Annotated in this window: 22 protein-coding genes; 15 read left to right on the top strand and 7 right to left on the bottom strand. The window is 43.8% G+C overall.

The window, feature by feature from the left end; translation table 11 throughout:
• Positions 1 to 45 precede the first annotated feature (45 nt).
• From U2P91_RS05470 to U2P91_RS05455, 4 genes are all read left to right on the top strand, one after another.
• Positions 46 to 972, top strand: coding sequence for an AraC family transcriptional regulator (locus U2P91_RS05470; RefSeq protein WP_322519233.1), 927 nt, complete (start codon positions 46 to 48; stop codon positions 970 to 972).
• A gap of 2 nt (positions 973 to 974) precedes the next feature.
• A complete protein-coding gene (locus U2P91_RS05465) occupies positions 975 to 2,675 on the top strand; it encodes an aldehyde ferredoxin oxidoreductase C-terminal domain-containing protein (protein WP_322519232.1) in 1,701 nt (566 codons plus the stop codon).
• On the top strand, positions 2,672 to 2,881 hold the full coding sequence (locus U2P91_RS05460; protein WP_322519231.1) for a hypothetical protein: 210 nt from the start codon (positions 2,672 to 2,674) through the stop codon (positions 2,879 to 2,881). Before U2P91_RS05465 ends, U2P91_RS05460 begins: the two co-directional genes overlap by 4 nt.
• A 92-nt stretch (positions 2,882 to 2,973) precedes the next feature.
• The gene (locus U2P91_RS05455; RefSeq protein ID WP_322519230.1) at positions 2,974 to 3,780 is read left to right on the top strand and encodes a methyltetrahydrofolate cobalamin methyltransferase; all 807 of its coding nucleotides are present in this window, start codon (positions 2,974 to 2,976) and stop codon (positions 3,778 to 3,780) included.
• A gap of 107 nt (positions 3,781 to 3,887) precedes the next feature.
• Here U2P91_RS05455 and U2P91_RS05450 read toward each other — a convergent pair whose 3' ends face one another.
• Both U2P91_RS05450 and U2P91_RS05445 read right to left on the bottom strand, forming a co-directional pair.
• Positions 3,888 to 4,382 (bottom strand): QueT transporter family protein, encoded by a 495-nt coding sequence (locus U2P91_RS05450; RefSeq protein ID WP_111888471.1) that lies wholly within the window; start codon positions 4,380 to 4,382, stop codon positions 3,888 to 3,890.
• 160 nt (positions 4,383 to 4,542) lie between these two features.
• Complete coding sequence (locus tag U2P91_RS05445) at positions 4,543 to 5,904, bottom strand: DUF2252 domain-containing protein (RefSeq protein ID WP_111888470.1); 1,362 nt, start codon at positions 5,902 to 5,904, stop codon at positions 4,543 to 4,545.
• Between the two features lie 136 nt (positions 5,905 to 6,040).
• Between U2P91_RS05445 and U2P91_RS05440 the strand changes: the two genes are divergently transcribed.
• From U2P91_RS05440 to U2P91_RS05425, 4 genes are read left to right on the top strand one after another with little or no spacing between them, the layout of a single operon-like run.
• Complete coding sequence (locus tag U2P91_RS05440; RefSeq protein ID WP_111888469.1) at positions 6,041 to 7,048, top strand: PLP-dependent cysteine synthase family protein; 1,008 nt, start codon at positions 6,041 to 6,043, stop codon at positions 7,046 to 7,048.
• 39 nt (positions 7,049 to 7,087) lie between these two features.
• A complete protein-coding gene (locus tag U2P91_RS05435) occupies positions 7,088 to 7,558 on the top strand; it encodes a methylglyoxal synthase (protein WP_242988488.1) in 471 nt (156 codons plus the stop codon).
• A 12-nt stretch (positions 7,559 to 7,570) separates the two neighbouring features.
• The gene (locus U2P91_RS05430) at positions 7,571 to 7,825 is read left to right on the top strand and encodes a TIGR03905 family TSCPD domain-containing protein (RefSeq protein WP_111888467.1); all 255 of its coding nucleotides are present in this window, start codon (positions 7,571 to 7,573) and stop codon (positions 7,823 to 7,825) included.
• Positions 7,822 to 8,025 carry a YwbE family protein gene (locus tag U2P91_RS05425; RefSeq protein ID WP_111888466.1) on the top strand — a complete coding sequence of 68 codons (204 nt, stop codon included), beginning with the start codon at positions 7,822 to 7,824 and terminating at the stop codon, positions 8,023 to 8,025. The genes U2P91_RS05430 and U2P91_RS05425 overlap by 4 nt, the downstream gene beginning before the upstream one ends.
• A 53-nt stretch (positions 8,026 to 8,078) precedes the next feature.
• On the opposite strand, the gene U2P91_RS05420 is transcribed toward U2P91_RS05425, so the two are convergent.
• The 5 genes from U2P91_RS05420 to U2P91_RS05400 form a co-directional block, all read right to left on the bottom strand.
• Positions 8,079 to 8,612: a PH domain-containing protein gene (locus U2P91_RS05420; protein WP_111888465.1), complete on the bottom strand. Its 534-nt coding sequence runs from the start codon at positions 8,610 to 8,612 to the stop codon at positions 8,079 to 8,081.
• A 46-nt stretch (positions 8,613 to 8,658) separates the two neighbouring features.
• Complete coding sequence (locus U2P91_RS05415; protein ID WP_111888464.1) at positions 8,659 to 9,150, bottom strand: hypothetical protein; 492 nt, start codon at positions 9,148 to 9,150, stop codon at positions 8,659 to 8,661.
• The gene (locus tag U2P91_RS05410; RefSeq protein WP_111888463.1) at positions 9,151 to 9,783 is read right to left on the bottom strand and encodes a TVP38/TMEM64 family protein; all 633 of its coding nucleotides are present in this window, start codon (positions 9,781 to 9,783) and stop codon (positions 9,151 to 9,153) included. It lies immediately after the preceding gene.
• Positions 9,784 to 9,953: 170 nt separating this feature from the next.
• Positions 9,954 to 10,997 (bottom strand): NAD(P)H-dependent glycerol-3-phosphate dehydrogenase, encoded by a 1,044-nt coding sequence (locus tag U2P91_RS05405; RefSeq protein ID WP_111888462.1) that lies wholly within the window; start codon positions 10,995 to 10,997, stop codon positions 9,954 to 9,956.
• A gap of 23 nt (positions 10,998 to 11,020) precedes the next feature.
• Positions 11,021 to 11,866 carry a MurR/RpiR family transcriptional regulator gene (locus U2P91_RS05400; RefSeq protein ID WP_111888461.1) on the bottom strand — a complete coding sequence of 282 codons (846 nt, stop codon included), beginning with the start codon at positions 11,864 to 11,866 and terminating at the stop codon, positions 11,021 to 11,023.
• Positions 11,867 to 12,171: 305 nt separating this feature from the next.
• Between U2P91_RS05400 and U2P91_RS05395 the strand changes: the two genes are divergently transcribed.
• The 7 genes from U2P91_RS05395 (at position 12,172) to U2P91_RS05365 (ending at position 19,849) form a co-directional block, all read left to right on the top strand.
• Positions 12,172 to 13,224 carry a galactitol-1-phosphate 5-dehydrogenase gene (locus U2P91_RS05395; protein ID WP_322519229.1) on the top strand — a complete coding sequence of 351 codons (1,053 nt, stop codon included), beginning with the start codon at positions 12,172 to 12,174 and terminating at the stop codon, positions 13,222 to 13,224.
• Positions 13,224 to 14,729, top strand: a complete 1,506-nt coding sequence (locus tag U2P91_RS05390; RefSeq protein ID WP_322519228.1) for an FGGY-family carbohydrate kinase — start codon at positions 13,224 to 13,226, stop codon at positions 14,727 to 14,729. Before U2P91_RS05395 ends, U2P91_RS05390 begins: the two co-directional genes overlap by 1 nt.
• Positions 14,730 to 14,808: 79 nt before the next feature.
• Positions 14,809 to 15,474, top strand: coding sequence for a deoxyribose-phosphate aldolase (gene deoC / locus U2P91_RS05385; protein WP_111888458.1), 666 nt, complete (start codon positions 14,809 to 14,811; stop codon positions 15,472 to 15,474).
• A 471-nt stretch (positions 15,475 to 15,945) separates the two neighbouring features.
• Positions 15,946 to 16,806, top strand: coding sequence for a class I SAM-dependent methyltransferase (locus tag U2P91_RS05380; protein ID WP_322519227.1), 861 nt, complete (start codon positions 15,946 to 15,948; stop codon positions 16,804 to 16,806).
• Positions 16,807 to 16,870: 64 nt separating this feature from the next.
• Complete coding sequence (locus U2P91_RS05375; RefSeq protein WP_322519226.1) at positions 16,871 to 17,944, top strand: iron ABC transporter permease; 1,074 nt, start codon at positions 16,871 to 16,873, stop codon at positions 17,942 to 17,944.
• On the top strand, positions 17,941 to 18,732 hold the full coding sequence (locus U2P91_RS05370) for an ABC transporter ATP-binding protein (protein ID WP_322519225.1): 792 nt from the start codon (positions 17,941 to 17,943) through the stop codon (positions 18,730 to 18,732). The genes U2P91_RS05375 and U2P91_RS05370 overlap by 4 nt, the downstream gene beginning before the upstream one ends.
• A gap of 49 nt (positions 18,733 to 18,781) precedes the next feature.
• Positions 18,782 to 19,849: an ABC transporter substrate-binding protein gene (locus U2P91_RS05365; RefSeq protein WP_322519224.1), complete on the top strand. Its 1,068-nt coding sequence runs from the start codon at positions 18,782 to 18,784 to the stop codon at positions 19,847 to 19,849.
• Positions 19,850 to 19,870 lie beyond the last annotated feature (21 nt).

Raw genomic sequence — 19,870 nt, 5'->3', positions numbered from 1 at the left:
ACTTCGGATCGAAATGGAATTATTGAGAAAAAGAGGAGCAAAAAAATGAGCTATTCATTTGCTGAACGTCAAAAATATAATGATTTGATGGGAACATACGTGACATTATCTTATGACTCTTTTAGTATCGTAATCCATAATAACCAGTTTATGAACCAGGACCACATCGAATTTCCGCACAGTCATGATTTCCATGAACTTTATTATGTGCTAAATGGCCAAATGGTCGTAATCTGTGATGGCGAAGAATTAGAACTACAGAAACATGACATCCTTTATTTAGCCCCCAATGTTGAGCACCATATGAAAACAGATAGCTTTTATGGAAATGACAGATTTTTGATCACTTTTGAAATAATAAAAAACAAATGTGATGACAGTAAAATGACCGCGTTGGAATATCAAATTGATGAATTGGATCGATACTTAAAAAGCATTCGTAAATACGCGATTTCAAGCGATACAAATGGTGTAATGGCGTTGATTGATGATCTTTGCAACGCGTTTCTAAGTCGCCAGCATTTTTATTATTTAAAGCTTCAAGGACTCCTCTCATTGATCGTAATGAGTATGATTCAGAATATGCTTACGGGTAAGGACGACGGGTTAAATGACCATTTAAAATATGAAAACAGAGCACTTCTGATGACAAAATATATTCATCGTAACATAAGTGAAAAAATAACACTTGAAAAAATGGCGATCATTTTTCACACAACGCCCCGGCATGTTAACCGGATATTTAAAAAGTATTTCAATACATCTTTTAATAAAACCTTGATTGAAATCAGATTGGGATATGCCAAAAGATATCTTGTTGAGTATGATTATTCAATTGAGAAAATCTCAGAGCTGATCGGATTTGATTCAGTCAGGACACTCTACAAACTATTTAAAGAAAAAGAGCGCGTTAGTATGAACGCATATCGTAACATGTATTCATGTAAGTCAAATTTTTCTAAGGAGAAATAATCATGTGGAAAACAATCCGAATTAACTCAAGTAACAATACCGTTAAAACTGAAAACTACAAAGATGCCTATTTGGGCTTGGGCGGGCGAAGTTTAATTGCACAATTTTTAATCGATGAGGTGAACCCGAGCTGTGATCCTCTGGGTGAAGAGGCTAAACTTATCTTTTGCACCGGTATGTTTGCCGGCAGTGGACTGGTTTGTGCCGATCGACTTTCGGTTGGGGCTAAAAGTCCGCTGACCAATGGTATAAAAGAATCAAATGTCGGGGGAAGTGTGGCCGGTGCGTTAGCCGGACACAATATCCGCGCGATTGTGATTGAAGATATTCCTAAAGAGGATGCGGCAATGCAGTTTGTTCTGATTCAATCAAGCGGAACGATCAGTCTGGAAGATGCGTCATCATATGAGGGGATGAACAATTATGAATTTGTGGAGCAGATGCAAAATAACTATGGTGAAAAGGTCTCGGTAATTTCCATTGGTCGGGCGGGAGAACGGCTGTACAAGAATTCTTCTTTGCAGGTAACTGAATTTGGCACCAATTATCCGTGTCGGGCGGCCGGCCGGGGTGGCTTGGGATCTGTTTTAGGTTCTAAACGGATTAAAGGCATTGTTGTTCAAAAAGCTAAGAATAAAAATACGCTCGAATTTGCGGATCAAGAACAATTTAAAAAAATCAAAAAAGAACTCAATCAAGCGGTAATTGAATCGTCAAAAACAAGCCCTTTTTCTTTAGTGGGAACGGCTTCGACCATTGATTTAGTGGGCCCTGCAGGGATCATCCCGACACACAATTTCACGGGCACGATTTCTGAAAATATTGAGAATTTAAAATCGGATAAGTTCCTGGAATTTGTCAATAAGAATGGCAAGAACAAGCATCCCTGTCAAGCGGGGTGTTTGGTTAAATGTTCAAATATTGTCAATGACGATGATGGAAACTTTTTAACCGGTGGCTTTGAATATGAAACCATTGCGCTCTGTGGTCCAAATTGTGATATCTATGATTATGAAGCCATTGCAAAAATGGATCGGATGTGCGATGATATTGGTCTGGATACCATTGAAACAGGCGCAACCATCGCCTTGTGTATGGAAGCCGGAATCATCCCATGGGGCGATGCTATTGCAGCGTTGGAATTATATCAACAAATTTCTGATGGGACGGAGTTGGGGAATTTGCTTGGCCAGGGTACAGAGCAAGTGGGCCGGCATTTTAATAGCAAGCGAATCCCAACCTGCAAGAATCAGGCTCTGCCTGGTTACGATCCGCGCGGTTCAATTGGTACCGGTTATACTTATGCAACAACGGCGATGGGAGCGGATCATACCGCGGGAATAACCCTGGGTCCGGATGATCCAAGCGATGTCGATGGGGCGATTGCAACGTCCAACATCATGCAGCATATCTTTGCCATGGCAGACAGTATGACCTGTATGATGGCGATGGCAACCTTAGGTGGTCAACTTGATAAGGTGGCTGAGTTATATAATGCCCTATACGGGAAAAACTTAAGTCCCGACGACCTCTTTGCAGCTGCCGATACGACCTTGCGGTTAGAAAAGGAATTTAACAAACAGGCCGGCTGGAAACCAGAAGATAACGTCATGCCGGAATTTTTCAGAAATGAGGCATTACCGGCAACCGGCAGAAAATTTGATATTCCGGTTGAATTGCTAACAATGAAAGCAACAAAATGATCGTTTTTAATAATCAGGAATTTGATGCGATTAAAAATATAACACTTGCGCAATTTGTTGACCTAATGAAAGCGCAACACGTAATCGAAAATACGGCCCTCCTTATCACTGTCAATAATGAGTTGATCACACCTTCGGCAGTGCATACCAAAATGATTAATGATGGCGATGTTATTAAAACGCGCAATTTACCGATGGGTGGATAAGTATGAATAAATGAACGTGCTTAGAAATTCGAAGGTAAGCATAAACACTCGCAAGAGATACACATTTAATTAAAAAAAGAAAGGTAATTAATATGATTATTATTGGAGAGAAAATTAACGGCTCCATCCCGGCAGTGAAGGATGCCATTGAAAAACGGGATGCTGCATTTATTGCAGATCGTGCGACCAGACAGGCAAAAGCCGGTGCAGATTTCATCGATGTTTGTGCCAGTACAGCCCCGGAATACGAAATTGAAACCTTGAAATGGTTGATGGAAGTGGTGCAGGATGCGGTTGAGACACCCCTCTGTATCGATAGCCCCAACCCCCGGGTCATTGAAGCAGTATTTAAATATGCCAATAAACCGGGCATGCTCAATTCCATTTCCGAAGAAGGGGACAAGTGTGACGTCTTGCTTCCGCTGATGGCGGGAAACACATGGGAAGTGGTGGGACTCACCTGTGATAATAACGGGATCCCCAATGATGTCAAAACAAAGGTGGATATCACAAAAAGCATGGTTGAAAAAGCAGCCAAATACGGCATCACACCGGATCGGATTCATATCGACCCCTGTGTGATGGCGTTATCGACGGCAAACAATTCGCTACTAAATTTTGTAGCTGAAATCAAAGCAATCAAGGAATTGTACCCCAACATCCATGTAACCGGAGCGATTAGCAACATTTCATTTGGTTTACCGGTGCGCGGACTGCTTAACAAAACCAGCATTGCATTTGCAATACAGGCCGGGATGGACTCGGTCGTAATGGATCCTTTAAACCGGGATATAATGGGAACCATCTTTGCAACCTACGCACTGCTCGGACAGGACAAACACTGCCGAAAATACAGTAAAGCCTATCGGGCCGGTCAAATTGGTCAAGTATCGAAATAACGTGTTTATCGGAAAAACCAACGGGATTGGGGGAGCATTGATTAAATGATTTGAGACTAAAAAGACAGGCCCTTTGGGCCTGTCTTTTTATGAGTGTGCACAATTTTTTAGTTTTGGTGAAAAATAACGCGACGTTTATCCAAGGCAAAGTAGAGGACAGAGCCCAAGACCATACAGGAAATCACTTGCCCAAGACCGACCGTTGCCATCATCACCGGGATCGGTAAAGGGACGCCGTAACTGTATTTTAGAACAAAGGGTACGATGATCATATTGACCACAACCGGGGGGACGGTGACGAGAAGCGGATATTTATGATTTCTCAGCTGATAACTGAGACTCGCCGCAATGAGGGTTGCCAGGCTGCCAAAGACAATATCAATGACGGTAGCGCCGATTAAAAGATTACTAAGCAGACAGCCAAGGAAAAGGCCAGGTATGGCTGCCGGAGTAAAAACAGGCAGAATACAGAGCATTTCGGAGAGTCGAATTTGAATTTCGCCGCTGGCCAAACCCATTGAGTTGGACACAAAGGTCAGCACCACATACATGGCGGCAATAACCGCCGCCTGGGTAACAAAGAGAACACTGATTTTTCGCATAAAAAAAACTCCTTTAGTTTTGTTTTACGTGTGGAAGGTCACGAACACACGAAGAATGGCCGAGAAATAAATCTCGCTCGTTAACACTATAGCGGATATCTGAATAAAAAGCAAGAGAAAATGTCCGATTTCAGACATTTTCAAATGCCCAAGAGTGGCTTTAATTACGGGGTAGACTTTTTCGATAGGTTTCATAATCCCGATAAACTTGTTTGGAATAGTCGAAACACCAGTTAACGGCAGCGTGATCAAAACCATCGCCATCGCCTAAATACCCATTGATCCAGTTGGCAAAGGGGCTTTGCACATGTGCGCGAGCCAGCACGACGCCGCAATTAATGACATATTGCTTAAACGTCTCAAAATCAAGTTCAGACAGATCAACCGTGCCTTTCATATCGCGAAACTGACGGACGTAGAAATCCATCCCTTCAGCAGCAGAAAAATATCCAAGAAAGGGATCAGAGGCAGCCTGGAGAATTTGTTGATGGCTGACCACCCGATAGCCGTTGCCTAAACCATGCGTCATGGTATTAGGGGTGGTGAAATTTTTCTGGCTGTACTTAGTGATTGCGGAGTCGTTTGCCTGCTTGATCTGCAAAACGAGATGGCTTTCGTCTTCGCAGGTCAGCACCAGCAGGTAACAGCGGGTTCCGATACTGCCAACCCCGACGATCCGCCTGGCAATATCGGTTAAAACATGCTGGGACAAAAGTATTTCAATATCGGGACGAACGGTTTTTAAATACTGTCTGAAATAGGATTCCACTTCATCAATCAGTTTCGCATCTAAATGAGTCGTAATCGGCGGATTTTCGATAAAGGTACGGCGGCCAAAGGGATCGGTTTCGGTCATTTTTGAAATGACCTGGTTGGATGTTCTTTTTTTTGCTTTTTTAATGATTTTCTCAAATTCTTCCCGGGAGGAGTCGGAAAAACTCTTAAGAAAAAGTTCCTCATCGCCAAGGATAAAGTAGCGTTCAAGGGAGGTCATATCGGACATCAAGTCCAGACCTTTGCGGTAGAATGCTGCGGTTTGAAGTACGGCTTCTCTTGTATTTTTGGTGTCAAAGCCCAGTTCATGGGCACAGAGAATAATACTGGTGATCAGCCGTTTTAAATCCCATTCCCAGGGGCCTGGAGCTGCCTCGTCAAAGTCATTGAGATCAAAAATCAGGCGTCGCTCCGGAGAAGCGTAAAACCCGAAATTGCCAATATGGGCATCACCACAGATGGTCACATGAATGCCGGACTGAGTCTGACAGGATAAATCATGAGCCATTAACAGGGCGGTCCCCCGGAAAAAGGCAAAGGGTGAACCGGTCATTTTTTGGTGGCGAAGGGGAATCAGTTCAGGGATGCGAAAATAGTTTTGACTTTCAATGATGGCAACAGGGTCACGGTCGACTGGATGAAAAACAGATTGGGCCGAAAAAGGTACTTTTTCCCGAAGTGCCCGACCACTGTTTCGATTCATTTTCTTAGTGGGAATCTGTTGGTTCTTGGTTAAACCGACGATCATGCATTAACCTCCTGATAAAGATTGATTTATTTACTTTATTTTAGTATGATTATATCAATGCCAGAATAAAAAACAAGTAGGCAGAAAAATATAATTAAGATAGACGGCTGATTAAATACGTAAAAGGATAGACTAAATGGATAACGAAGAGAAGTTTCTTGCACTAGAAGAACTCATTGGGAAGACCCCCTTATTAAAAATTAATTTTCTATATAAGGGTCAAGCCCGGAGTGTTTATGCCAAAGCAGAGCATTATAATCTCACTGGCAGTATTAAAGATCGGGTGGCTTTGCACATCCTAAAAAAGGCTTATGAAAAGGGTGAAATCCATGAAGGGGAAACCATTGTTGAAGCCACCAGCGGCAACACGGGGATCGCGTTTACCGCCGTCGGGACCTGCTTAGGACACCCGGTGGTGATCTACATGCCAGATTGGATGAGTGATGAACGAAAAAATCTGATTCGGAGCTATGGTGGTGAAGTTCGGCTGGTTTCTAAAGAAGAAGGTGGCTTTTTAGGGAGTATTGCCCAATGCGGTGCTCTGGCTGCCAAAGGTAACGCCTTTCTGCCCTGCCAATTTTCCAATGAAGAAAATACCGAGGCTCAGTATGAACGGACGGCCCCGGAAATTGATGCTCAATTGTCAGCGTTTGGAGTAATCCCCCAGGCGTTGGTTGCCGGTGTCGGAACCGGGGGAACAGTGATGGGATTAGGCCGATATTTTAAAGATAAAAATCCAGCATTTAAGGCTTATCCTATGGAACCAGCAAGTTCGCCAACGCTATCAACGGGATATCGGGTGGGTAGACATCGCATTCAGGGAATCTCAGATGAATTTGTACCTGATCTGATAAAACTGGATGAATTGGACGATATTATAGCGGTCGAGGATGGCGATGCCATCATTATGGCCCAGCAGCTATCCAAAGAATTGGGTTTAGGGGTAGGGATCTCATCGGGTGCCAATTTTATCGCCGCCATCATTGCCCAGGATTTATTAGAAGATCCGAACGCGGTGGTCGTCACCGTCTTTGCTGATGATAACAAGAAATATTTAAGCACCGACTATGTTAAAGAAGAAAAAGTAAAATCGGAGTTTCGATCAAAAGATGTTAAGCTGCTGGATTTTGAAGTGAAAAAATAAGCGTTGCAAAAATAATAGTGAAAGTAGATGAGGGCTGAAATGGAATATGTTAATGTTACAATTGAAAAAACCAAGAAAATCGCTTTAATTGCCCATGATGGAAAAAAAGCCGAGTTATTGGACTGGGCTTGTCGCAACAAAGAAATATTACAGCGGCATCATTTGTGCGGAACGGGAACAACCGGAAGTCTTATTCAAGAGCAAACGGGATTGCCGGTACAGATTTTTAAAAGCGGCCCTTTCGGTGGTGATCAACAAATTGGGGCGCGCATTGTGGATGGTAAGATTGATATGCTGATCTTTATTTGGGATCCCCTGGAAGCCCAGCCCCACGACCCGGATATTAAGGCCTTGCTCAGGATTGCCACGGTTTATGATATCCCGGTGGCCAATAATCTGGCAACGGCTGATTTTATCATCCATTCCCGTTTTATGAATGAAGAGTATGTGCATCCGATAGAGGATCAGGTAAAAAAAATGAAAAATAGATTGGTAAGTGTATTAAAATAGAAAGAGGAAAAAATGACATTAAGTTATAAGCCCCAGGGCGTCTGTGTTCGCAACATTCAATTTGATTTAGCGGGTGATGTAGTCAGTAATCTGGTTTTTGAAGGCGGTTGTGATGGGAATTTAAAAGCTCTGGTTGTGCTGCTTGAGGGAAAATCGGCAGATGAAATCATCGCGATGTTTAAGGGGCAGACCTGTGGGAAAAAGCCTACCTCCTGTATGGATCAGCTGGCCATTGCCCTGGAAGAAACCCGAGAGGAAAAAGTATGAACGGACAGAAAAGAAGCGACGTTAAGGTTGGTGCATTAGTCGAGATTGTTTTAAAGGCTGATCAGCGCAGTGGTAAGTTGACTTCGGGCCGGGTTGGTAAACTGCTCACGAAAAGCCCTACCCATCCCCACGGGATCAAGGTGATGCTCACCGACGGTCAGGTCGGCCGGGTGGCTAAGATAGTAGAAGAGCCAAAATAAAAAAAGCGTGCCATCTGCAGAAGAGGCACGCTTTTTTAGATCAAGTTTTTATACTAAGGCTTTACAGGAATCAGCTTCTCACTAAAGTTTTTGACAAAATCATCGAATCGATCCGGTGCTAACAGCAAGATGCGATTGGGTGTTTCTACCAGGATGGCGGTATTGCCGTTGACAAAGACCGCGGCTTCGGTACCGTTTTGCAGCAGGAAGATGCCTTCCCGGTAAGCTCTAGTTTCGGTACCGACCACCTTTTTGGCAATGGTGTACTCGGTCTGATCCAGACTGACCATCTTAGCCGAAAGAATATCGGCTTCGGGATAGGTCTCGAAGGTAAAACCGGTGGGTAGTCGGAGCGACAGCTCATTATCCTTAACGGTGATGCCGGCAACCAGGGGAACCACAATAAAGATACCCAGGATAAAAATAAGCACAAGACTGCCGACGATCATTTCTTTAATGGCATTCCCCCGCAGCTCGGCATAGGTTTTATAGGTATAAATGGCTTTCCAGAGCAGCAGCCCGGCAATAGCCAGAAGCGCAAAAAAAAGCGGATTAATGGTGTGTAAAATAGAAACGAAATACATCATGTTGTATAAACCACGGTTCTGCCCAAGGGGGAACCGATACCCTTCGTTAAATTAATTTTGTCTTTTCATAATGAGAAAGTTCCAATCTGAGCTCAGAGGGGACTTTCTTTTTAATTACTCCGATTTGAACACTGTAATAATAGTAATTGTAGTATTCAATTATCGAAAAAGCATAAAGGATCAGGCCGAAAATGTTCATGGTCATAAAAAAGGTGTCAGGCTTTAAAATCAGCAGGTACAGCAGATAAAGCGGGTATAGGCAAAAGAAAGCCAAATCCAGTTTTTTAAGCACTGAAAAAAGCGGCATTATCCAGTCCATCGGGTCGCTGGGATTATCCACGAGCTGATAGCGATAATACCAGTATCCGGCGCTTTGAAGGATAATAAAGATCAGCACCCCGCCGGGGATCAGCAGGCGTAGATCGAGGGGTTGACCGGTGGAGTCGGTGAGCAGATACATCAGCATCCCGCAGACCAGGGCGGTGACGAGCTCGCTCATATATAAGCGGTTCAGTTCTTTTTTTGTTTTTTCGGTCATCTAAAGCTCCTTGTCAATTTTAGGCGGTGGGGGAAGTTCAGCCACGATTGTTTTACTGTGTTTTATAAAAGTGTCCAGACGCTTACGGTTAAAGTAAAGTACGGCAATCAGAACAGCATAGATGGCCACTGCAATAATAAACTGGGTGGGGCTGTCATCCATAATTCCAGCACCGATCATGGTATTGATAAAAACACTGGGGGTTCGAGCTAACAGGACGATCAGGATAAAGGTTTTCAACGGCATGGTTGATAGACCGGCGATAAAACAAAGCATGTCATCGGGAAAAAGCGGAAAGAGAAAAATCAGAAAAAGAACGGTGTTGAGTTTTGATTCTTTAATATGATCATATTTTTCAATCAGTTCCGGACTGACAAAGCGCACAACAAATGGCCGTCCAAATCGTTTGGCCAAAACAAAAACGATAATCGATCCGGTTATGGTACCGGCAGCACTGATCAGAAAGCCACCAATAGTGCCAAAGAGGGCGCCGCCAACCAAACCAATGGTTCCTCCGGGGATGGGAGCAATGATGATTTGGAGCAATTGCAACAGAAAAAACGCCAGCGGTGTCCAGATGCCAAATTGTAAAAGAAAGCTCTGCAAGGTGTCAAGTGTTGAAAAAATTTCCATTTCTTACCTCGATTTCTTTTAATCATTTTAGCATAAAACCGGCAGATCTACACCATATTTTGGGGATCTGCCGGAAGTAAAATAATTATTTAAGAAATCAACGAGCGGTAGAATTGGCGCGATACAAAGAATCAGACCAACCAATTATTGAGCATGGCATATCCTACGGTTTAATATTTCTCAGTCTCAAAATCAGCCCAGGGGATCGCCACCGCCGCGCCGTGATTGATGATGTCATCAACATGCATCAGCAGCGGAAAATCTTTGAGTTTAATGCTGCCCCGTTCGGCCAGACGCTGGACGTAGCGGGCCGTGCGGGTGGCAATAACGATCGATTCCAGGGTGACGCCTTCCAGTTCGGCGATGGCTTTTTTAAAAGAGATGCCCCGCCCCAGAAGCGTGCCGATTTTTCGGGTGCGCCCGCCAAAAATGGTGACGTATAGGTCGCCAGCACCATAGATAATATTTTCTTCGCCGCCGTTGACAATGGCAAGTAACTGTTTCATTTCTTTAATGCTTTGTCCAAAGAGTGCCGCCTGGGAATTATAGTGTTCTTTACCAGTGTCATCGGGACCAAGGGCCAGACCGATTGCCAGGGAAACCCCCAGGGCATAGGCGTTTTTAAGGGCTACTGCACATTCAACCCCGACCACATCGGTGGATAGACTGATGTGATAATAATCGGTTGAAAAGAGTTTTTTAAAGCGTCGTAGAATTTCCATATCGGTACCGCAAAAGGCTACGGCCGAGTGATCCTTGTCGGCCAGTTCATAGCTGGTGCAGGGGCCGCCGATGGCATTAATGGAAAGTTTCTTTCCCGCCGGCAGTTTGCTTAAAAAGTAATCGGGGTAGGTAATCATCGAACCATCCTCTAAATCAATCATTCCTTTGGTGACCGAAAGCAGCGGAACAGAGTCGGGGATCAGCGGCAGGATTGTTTCACAGAACCAGTCCACACCAAAACTGCTGACCCCACACAAAACGGCATTGGTGCCATCCAGCGCCAGCTCCACATCTTCGAGCTGATAATACTTGATTCCCTCTTTGGGTAACTGGCGTTTCAAGGTTGGATGAAAACCGGTTAGTTCAGCAGAATCAATAATGTCCCGATCCAGGTGAGTACCCACCAGGCGGACTTCATGGCCGTTTTCTGTGGCCGGAAAAGACAGGGCAGAAGCCATTTGTCCGGCTCCCACAAAGGTAATAATACTCATAATAAATCTCCTTTTCTAAAAGTTTAGGTTTTGTTCAGGCCAACGGCATCCCGGGAAGCGGAGAGGGCGTCGTAAAAGACCACTTCATTTCGCATAAAGGCACTCAGGTAGAGGATATCGATGATGGTTAGCTGGACTATCCGGGAGGCCATCGCTTCGGAATGGTATTTTTTGTCGTTGGTGGAGCTGGATAAAAAGATATCCGCCTGCTGGGCCAGGGTTGAATTTTCAAAACTCGACAGAGCGATGATCTTGGCCTGGTTTTTTTTGGCAATGGTAACGGTGCTTAACACCTCCAGGCTTTCACCGGTATGGGAGACGGCAAATAAGACGTCATCAATGGTGGCATGGGAGGCAATAATATTCATAAAATGGGGGTCGGGATAACTGCAGACATTGAGCCCAATTTTTACAAACTTATGCATCGCATCCATGGCAATGGAGGCCGAGGCACCAACACCGAAAAAAAGTATCCGTTTAGCGGCCAGCAAGATGTTTAGGGCTTCTTCAATGACCTCATTTTTTAGGGAATGTTCCAGATCATTGATGGCAGTGATGGTATGACCGATGACTTTTTTCTTGATCGTATTGACGTCATCATCCCCAAGAATCTCCTCAATGATGCTTTCTGACGGCGTGTCTGAAAACTCTTTAGCCAGATTAATCCGAAAAATCTGATAGGAACTGTAGTTAAGCTTTTTTAGCAGTCGCATGACCGTGGTTTCGCTGGTATGACATTTTTTAGCCAGCTCGGTGATGGAAAGCAGCGAAACCGTATCGGGATGATCTAGGATGTAATTGGCAATCACCTTTTGGGTGCTTGAGAATAGGTTATACTTTGTGCGTATTTCAGTTAACAATGATGGCAACGAGAGAGCCTCCGTTCTTTTTTCTTATTATACGTTAAAAAAAACACTTTGACAATTACCGGAGACTTAAAAAAGTTAATAATTGACGCCAATCATATTGACAGCGTTGGTTTATGGTGTTAGAATGAGTTTAAATCCAACGGTAGTAGAAATTTGATAGTAAATTTCAAACGGTCTGGCGTTTTTTTATGGGTAGTTCGAAAAGCTGCCAATATTTTTTAGACGCAAAGAAAAGGGTTACATTGCTTAAAAAAGCGATTTAAAGCCACTTTTAAATTCACACCAACGGTTTTAAGGAGGAAAGAATGAAAGCTGTATCTATGTATAAACCAGGCGATTTGCGGGTGGAAGAGGTTCCCCTGCCGATTGTTTTGCCGGATGAGGTAATGGTAAAGGTTCGGGCCGTCGGTCTGTGTGGATCTGATATTCCCCGGGTACTGACCTATGGCGCCCATGTTTCGCCGATTATCATCGGTCACGAATTTTCGGGAGAAATCACCGCGCTGGGTGCGGATATTAAAAACTTCAAGGTTGGCGATCGGGTGGTGGTTCCGCCACTCATTCCTTGTTTTGAATGCGAATGGTGCCAGAAAGGCATTTACTCACTCTGCGAACACTATGACTATTATGGGTCCCGCCGCAATGGTGCCCTGGCAGAGTATGTAGCGGTAAAAGAAGGCAACCTGTTAAAAGTGCCTGATCATGTTTCCTATGAAGATGCGGCAACGATTGATCCATGTGCCAACGCTTATCACGGTTTGGCTCGGGCTAATTTTTTACCAGGCGATTCGGTTTGTGTGGTAGGCACTGGACCGATTGGTTTATTTGCTGCTCAATATGCCAAACTGGCTGGGGCATCGCAGGTGATTGCCGTGGATGTCTGGGATGAAAAATTGGAGATTGCCAAAAAAGTCGGTGCCGATGTTACCATCAACTCCCTAAAAGAAGATGCCGTAGCGGCGGTTATGGAAGCCACCGCTGGAAAAGGCGCCAATATCGTCATTGATTTTTCGGGCGCACCCGCGGCTCAAAAACAATGTATTCTAATGGCCAGCAAAATGGGCCGGGTTGTTTATCTGGGGATTTCCCACAAAGGACTGGATCTCAGTGAAAAAGAACTGGATACCTTAATGCGAAGCCAGTTGAGTCTGATCGGTTCCTGGAATTCGTTTACCAAACCCTATCCCGGGGAAGACTGGACCGAATCCTTAAAAATGTTTGCTGAAAAAGGCATGACCGCTAAAGACATTATCAGTCATCGTTTACCGCTTGATGAAGTGCCCAACGTTTTTGCTGAAATAGCCAAAGGTGGTTATTTCTACAATAAAATAATGTTTTATCCATGGGGGGAGAATTAATGAACACAGAAAAGTATTTTATGGGTGTTGACACCGGAACACAAAGTGTCAGAGTGATTGTAACAGATATTAAAGGGGCGGTAATGGCTGGAGATGAACAGGTTTATGAAACCTTTTATCCTCAGGCTGGCTGGGCCGAACAGAAACCGGCCGACTGGTGGAATTGTTTTAATGTAGCGGTTAAAAATGTGATGTCGTCACTGACAAAAGAAGTACGCCATAACATCCAAGCGGTCAGTGTCTGCTCTACCTCATCAACGGTCATTCCGATTGATGACAAAGGCAACCCATTAGCCGATGCGATCATGTGGATGGATACCCGGGCCAAGAAAGAAATGAAAATCATCAATGACACCAAACACCCTGTTTTAGAATACTCCGGTGGAGAAGATTCAGTAGAATGGATGCTTCCCAAGGTGCTGTGGATTAAAAACAATCAAAAAGAAATCTATTCTAAAAGCTATAAAATTATTGAACAGTTGGACTGGATGAACTACCAGTTATGCGGGGTTTATGCCACCTCGATTTGTAATTCAACCTGCAAATGGAATTATATTAAGTGTGAAGGCGGTTGGAACGGCGAATTCTTTGAACAGATTGGTTTGGAAGACTATGCCGAAAAACTGGTTCTGGATGTGAAACAAGTGGGTGATTTTGTGGGCATCATCAACCGCGAATTTGCTGATCATTACGATATCAACCCGGAAATGAAGGTTGTTCAGGGCGGGATTGACGCTCATATCGGGATGCTTGGTTTAGGTGTTGCCAAAGAAGGCAAGCTGGCCATGATCATGGGGACCAGTTTTGTCCAACTGGCCTTTTCCGAAAAGAAACTGAATCTAAACGGAATTTGGGGTCCTTACAACAATGCCATCGTTCCCGACCAGTGGTTATTAGAAGGTGGCCAAATTTCGGCCGGTTCGATTATTAAATGGTTTATGCGGGAATTTGATATGAGTTCCCATGAAAACCCCTATGCCTATATGAATGAATTGGTAGCCAAAATTCCTGCCGGCTCGGAAGGTCTGGTAGCCCTTGACTTCTTCCAGGGAAATCGGACTCCCTACAAAGATGCCAATGCCAAAGGGGTGATTTACGGCTTAACCCTGAGTCATACCAAAGCGCATATTTATCGGGCCCTGCTAGAATCCGTAGCCCTTGGGACTAAAAATATCATCGATAACTTTGAAGCTCAGGGTTGTCCCATCAACATCATTGTAGGCTGCGGTGGGGTCACCAAAGATGCCACCTGGATGCAGATCATCGCTGATGTCACTGGCAAGCCAATTGTTGTCACCGAAGACGCCAGTGCCAGTGTTCTGGGCTGCGCCATCGTCGCGGCAGTCGGTTCCGGTGCTTACGCATCCTTTGATGCGGCAACGAAAGGCATGGTCAGAGAAGCGTATTCGGTACAGCCCAACAAAGACCTGTACGCAACCTATCAGGGTGTCTTTGATACCTATACCGAAATCTATGAAAAGCTCAAAGACACCATGGCCAAATGAGTGGTTGGATTAGTTTAGCATGATAACGTAGTACCGACAATTGTTACATCATTGATTTACGAAAATTAGGAGAATGAGAATGACAAACAAGGAAATTTTAAGCCATATTGATCACACACTGTTAAAACAATTTGCCACCTGGGAAGAGATTACGGTGATCTGTGACGATGCCATCACCTATGAAACCGCGTCGGTGTGTATTCCGCCGACTTATGTAAAAAAAATCAAAGAAACCTACGGCGATAAACTCAATATTTGTACTGTTATCGGTTTTCCGTTGGGTTATAACACCACGGCCACCAAGGTTTTTGAAGCGGTTGAGGCGGTTAACAACGGGGCCTCAGAAATTGATATGGTGATTAATATCACTGCCCTGAAAAACAAAGACTATGAAGTGGTTCAAAATGAAATTGCCGAAATTAAACAGGCCATCGGCGACAAGATCCTTAAGGTGATTGTCGAAACCTGTTTCCTGACCGAAGCCGAAAAGGTGACGGTCTGTAAGCTGGTGACCAATGCCAAAGCCGATTACATCAAAACTTCCACCGGCTTTGGAACCGCCGGGGCAACCATTGAAGACATCCGTTTGTTTAAAGCCAATATCGGCCCGGCTGTAAAAATGAAGGCTGCTGGTGGGGTTAAATCCGTGGATGATCTGATTGCCTTTATCAACGAAGGCTGTGCCCGCATCGGAACCAGTTCTGCTGTTAAACTGTTAAAAGGTGAAACGGCTGGCAATTACTAAAACCGCTTTAGGCGATTTATTTAGGAGTAGAGTATTAAAGTTACCGACAGTATCCAGCTTAACCTTTGCCACTGACAAAATGGCGGACAAGCTTTTTCATGATTATTTTTTAAAACCAAAAAAGTATCCCAATAGTCTGTATTGACGGTCGGGATACTTTTTTACGTGGAATAAAAGGGTGTGAAAGAACAAATCCTAGGCGGTTACAGTGCTTTAGATCGGATAGTGTTGTTTAATTGTTTAGAATTAGATTAAGGGAGCACTGAATATGAAGAGACTTTTTATATCACTTTTATTTATTTAAAAACATATTTTTTAGTTAAAAACAAAATTATACATAACAAAACGATGTTATAATAAATGTAAAATAACTATTGATTTTGAACTATATTTATTGTATTATGAATTAATTGAAACTTAATATAGCTAAATTTTGCTTAGTGATCGACTAAATATAAGAAAGGATACCCGATGAAATCATTAATTAATTGGGAAGAACTGCTGTCCCTGAAGACCGCTCAACATGGGCCAAAACCTGGTTCAGATTATGACCCCGGGGTATTTTGGGATAAGCAGGCGCCGATGTATGATCAAATGGCAAAGATGGAAAAGGCCTATACCCGTCTTCAGATCGATGCCATTCCGACAAGTCAAACGGATACGGTGTTGGATCTTTGTTGTGGTCCGGGAAGAGTCACATCGATGATTGCCCCTCGGGTTAAGCAGGTGACAGCCGTTGATGCATCCCCCAAAATGCTGGAGTATTGTCAGATGAACTGTGAGGCCTTAGGCATATCCAATGTCACCACTCAGTTGATGAACTGGAACGATATTGTTCTGGATGACACGGTAAAAAAGCACGATATTGTTATTGCCTCACGCTCTGTCGCCATGCAAGATATCAAGAAGCTAAATCAACTGGCAAATAAGGCCGCGGTTATCATTTGCTGGGCGAATGGTCCCCATATTCCGGTTATTCTGGAAGACATGTTTAAAAACACCAGTGATACGCCGTCAAATAGGCCAGGTGATTTCCGAAATGATCGAAGACTCGGTTATAATGTTACCTTCAATATGGTCTACGATTTGGGTTTAGACCCCAATATTTCAGTGGTTGATGATGGGTTTACAAAAACGTATCCTTCATATGAAGCGGCGTACGCTGATTTAAGACAATTACGGCCTTTTGCAGATGAACAGCTTTCTATTTTCAAATCAAATCTGGAAGCCATGTTAACGAAAAACAAGGATGGCACAGTTACCTTTTTAATGCAAACAAAAAGTTTTGTTTTGTGGTGGCGACCCAAACACATCGACGAAGTTAATAATTGATCCGTAATCAGTATAGCGATCGCCATACGGGCACTGGATCTAGCATAGATTTGGGAGGCATTTTTTGAAAGAAACGGTGGTACAAAAAAAAGTCCAGTTATTCCAATGTAATTGGGCCGCTCAAAAGAATTGGATTATCGGTATTATTTTGGTTGTGTTAATCATTATGATTGCAGCAATTTCGATATCTTTAGGAGAGTATAATATTCCGTTGGCTCAAATTAGAGATTTGTTTATCAGCCAGATCACCCAACGGCCACTCGATGCTGCAGATCAAAAAGCCGCAACGGTATTATTTTTAATTCGAATTCCCAGAATTATATTGGCGTTATTAGTGGGAGCCGCACTGTCGGCCTCCGGGGCGGCCTATCAGGGTGTATTCAAAAATCCAATGGTATCCCCAGATATTCTGGGGGTTGCCGGAGGCGCCGGCGTTGGCGCCGCGATTGCGTTATTATTGGGATTTCCCACAATTGGGGTACATCTATTATCATTCTTTTTTGGTATTGGTGCAGTATCTTTGGTGTTAGCACTTTCAAAATTAGTCGGGAAAAGCCAGGGCACCCTCTTGATTATGGTTCTTTCCGGGGTGGTTATTTCATCTATTTTTTCGGCATTGACATCACTGATTAAATATCTGGCAGATGCTGATGATAAACTACCCGAAATCACCTTCTGGTTGATGGGTAGCTTTGCCCGATCGGGCAGCTATCAGAATATCTTAATTATGGGTTTGGTGCTGATTATTGGCGGGATACCGCTCTTATTGTTTCGTTGGCAAATGAATGTCCTGACCTTTGGCGATGAAGAAGCCCAATCGTTGGGAATTGATGTCAGAAAAACGCGATTAGCGATTATTTGTTGTGCCTCGCTTTTAACCGCCTCTTCTGTTTGTCTTTGTGGTGCAATTGGTTGGGTCGGATTAATTATGCCGCATATAACGCGGATGCTGGTGGGGCCAAATTATAAGGTGCTTTTGCCAATCACCTTACTCAGTGGGGGCTTGTTTATGCTGATTGTGGATAATGTCGCCCGTTTAATTGTTCCCGGCGAGCTGCCAATCGGGATTTTAACCGCCCTGATTGGTGCGCCCTTGTTCATTTATATGTTATTTAAGGGAAGACGTGATTGGTCATGAAGCTTGAATTGAACCACTTGCAATGCAGCTATGGTGAGAAGATTATCGTCAACGATTTTTCAGCCACCATCGAATCGGGAGAAATTTTTTGTTTGCTGGGACCCAATGGGATTGGAAAGACAACCCTCTTTAAGACAATTCTACGATTCCTGCCGATTAAAAAAGGCACCATTACAATTAATGACCAGGATATTTACAGCTATTCAAAAAAGGACTATGCCAGGCTGATTGGTTATGTCCCGCAATCGCACACGCCGCCGTTTGCCTATACAGTGATGGACGTGGTGGTAATGGGCAGAACAGCCCATATGGATGCCTTTGGATCGCCGGGTAAAAAAGACTATGACTTTGTGTCCGCGTTATTGGAGCGGCTGGAGATCGCGGATCTTAAAAACCGTAACTACACCGAACTCAGTGGTGGTGAACGGCAAATGGTTCTCATTGCCAGAGCGTTAGCACAGGAACCGGTTTTTTTAATGATGGATGAGCCCACCGCCAATCTTGATTTTGGCAACCAGGTAAAGGTTATTCAAAATATTAAGGATTTAGCCAGGCAGGGGTTGGGCGTTATCATGACCACACATTCACCAGACCATGTTTTTCAATGTAATGCCAAGGTGGTCTTGATGATGCATAACAAACGCTACCTTGTTGGAAACGTATCAGAGATTCTTAGCGAAGCCACGCTGACGGATACCTATGGCGTTCATATCGCCATCTTAGAAGATCAATATCAGGACCAGTCCTTTAGCTTTTGTCAGCCAATATTTGAGAGTAAACCATATTGATGTGGCAATAATATTGCCGCATCAATCAACAAAGAAAGAAGGAAATAAAATGAAAAGAAAAAGATGGTTAAGTACCGTTGTTGTTATGGCGGTAGTCATTTCGCTTTGTCTTGGAGGCTGTAGTGTTGGAGCATCAAGTACGGTTTCCATCACCCGAATGGTTACCAATAGCGAAGGGGTAGAAATTGAAATTCCAGCGCAAATTACCAAAGCCGCTCCGGCGATTGGTGCATTTGCGCAAATGACTGAAATTGTCGGGGGACCGGGGATGATTTCAGCTGCCGCAACGGATAATATTTCAGATTACTTTAAGACCGTATTCCCGGATTATCTTGAAAGCAATCCGAATAATTATGATACGGGTTCCATCGAAGGTGTTATAGCTTCAGGTACTCAGGTTGTTTATGGACCAGACAGCGTTTATTCAGATGAGCAAGTAGCGCAGCTTGACCAGGCCAAGATCCCCTTTGTTGCCATTAATAATATAAAAAATGTTGAGGGAATGTGTGAATCATTTAAGATTATCGGTGAAATTTTTGGCGAAGATGGCGTCAAAAAAGCGCAGGAATTCGTTGATTATTATCAGGGAAATATTAAAAAAGCAGGGGAACTGACGGCTAAGGTAGAAGCGGCAAATAAGGTAACCATTATGAGCCTTCGCTATGCGGGAGGCACCTATTCAACCATTAATGGACAAGATATTTGCAATGAATACTTTGAGTCCGCCGGCGGAATTAACGTGGCTAAAGATTATACCAATACCACTTCCGGTACCGGCTTATCCGTTAACACCGAACAAATCGTAACCTGGAACCCGCAGGTGATTATGGCCTTTACCAAATCGGCAAAAGACGCAATTTTGAGTGATCCTACGCTGGCTGATGTTGCTGCTGTTAAAAACCAGAAGGTTTACGTTTGCCCTTATGGTGTTTATAACTGGTCGGTTAGAAGCGGAGAAGGTGCCATGCTGCCATTGTGGCTGGGGACGATTATGTATCCGGATTTGTTTGCAGATACTGATATGAAACAGGTCGTTTCGGATTTCTTTAAGAGCTACTATGGCTATGATATTTCCCCTGAGGAAATCACAACAGTTTTGGCTGGGAGTTCCAAATAGGCAGGTTTGTTTTTGAAGGAA

It is taken from the genome of Acetobacterium sp. K1/6 (genome assembly GCF_034438075.1).
GTDB classification, from domain to species: Bacteria; Bacillota; Clostridia; order Eubacteriales; family Eubacteriaceae; genus Acetobacterium; species Acetobacterium carbinolicum.
This window is presented reverse-complemented; position numbering and strand designations above follow the sequence as displayed.

Coding starts and splice junctions, on each gene's coding strand:
- U2P91_RS05395 (WP_322519229.1), top strand. CDS start 12,172: ATGAAAGCTGTATCTATGTATAAACCAGGCGATTTGCGGGTGGAAGAG.
- deoC (WP_111888458.1), top strand. CDS start 14,809: ATGACAAACAAGGAAATTTTAAGCCATATTGATCACACACTGTTAAAA.
- U2P91_RS05455 (WP_322519230.1), top strand. CDS start 2,974: ATGATTATTATTGGAGAGAAAATTAACGGCTCCATCCCGGCAGTGAAG.
- U2P91_RS05415 (WP_111888464.1), bottom strand. CDS start 9,150: ATGACCGAAAAAACAAAAAAAGAACTGAACCGCTTATATATGAGCGAG.
- U2P91_RS05370 (WP_322519225.1), top strand. CDS start 17,941: ATGAAGCTTGAATTGAACCACTTGCAATGCAGCTATGGTGAGAAGATT.
- U2P91_RS05470 (WP_322519233.1), top strand. CDS start 46: ATGAGCTATTCATTTGCTGAACGTCAAAAATATAATGATTTGATGGGA.
- U2P91_RS05435 (WP_242988488.1), top strand. CDS start 7,088: ATGGAATATGTTAATGTTACAATTGAAAAAACCAAGAAAATCGCTTTA.
- U2P91_RS05430 (WP_111888467.1), top strand. CDS start 7,571: ATGACATTAAGTTATAAGCCCCAGGGCGTCTGTGTTCGCAACATTCAA.
- U2P91_RS05365 (WP_322519224.1), top strand. CDS start 18,782: ATGAAAAGAAAAAGATGGTTAAGTACCGTTGTTGTTATGGCGGTAGTC.
- U2P91_RS05390 (WP_322519228.1), top strand. CDS start 13,224: ATGAACACAGAAAAGTATTTTATGGGTGTTGACACCGGAACACAAAGT.
- U2P91_RS05460 (WP_322519231.1), top strand. CDS start 2,672: ATGATCGTTTTTAATAATCAGGAATTTGATGCGATTAAAAATATAACA.
- U2P91_RS05440 (WP_111888469.1), top strand. CDS start 6,041: ATGGATAACGAAGAGAAGTTTCTTGCACTAGAAGAACTCATTGGGAAG.
- U2P91_RS05380 (WP_322519227.1), top strand. CDS start 15,946: ATGAAATCATTAATTAATTGGGAAGAACTGCTGTCCCTGAAGACCGCT.
- U2P91_RS05410 (WP_111888463.1), bottom strand. CDS start 9,783: ATGGAAATTTTTTCAACACTTGACACCTTGCAGAGCTTTCTTTTACAA.
- U2P91_RS05450 (WP_111888471.1), bottom strand. CDS start 4,382: ATGCGAAAAATCAGTGTTCTCTTTGTTACCCAGGCGGCGGTTATTGCC.
- U2P91_RS05465 (WP_322519232.1), top strand. CDS start 975: ATGTGGAAAACAATCCGAATTAACTCAAGTAACAATACCGTTAAAACT.
- U2P91_RS05420 (WP_111888465.1), bottom strand. CDS start 8,612: ATGATGTATTTCGTTTCTATTTTACACACCATTAATCCGCTTTTTTTT.
- U2P91_RS05445 (WP_111888470.1), bottom strand. CDS start 5,904: ATGATCGTCGGTTTAACCAAGAACCAACAGATTCCCACTAAGAAAATG.
- U2P91_RS05405 (WP_111888462.1), bottom strand. CDS start 10,997: ATGAGTATTATTACCTTTGTGGGAGCCGGACAAATGGCTTCTGCCCTG.
- U2P91_RS05425 (WP_111888466.1), top strand. CDS start 7,822: ATGAACGGACAGAAAAGAAGCGACGTTAAGGTTGGTGCATTAGTCGAG.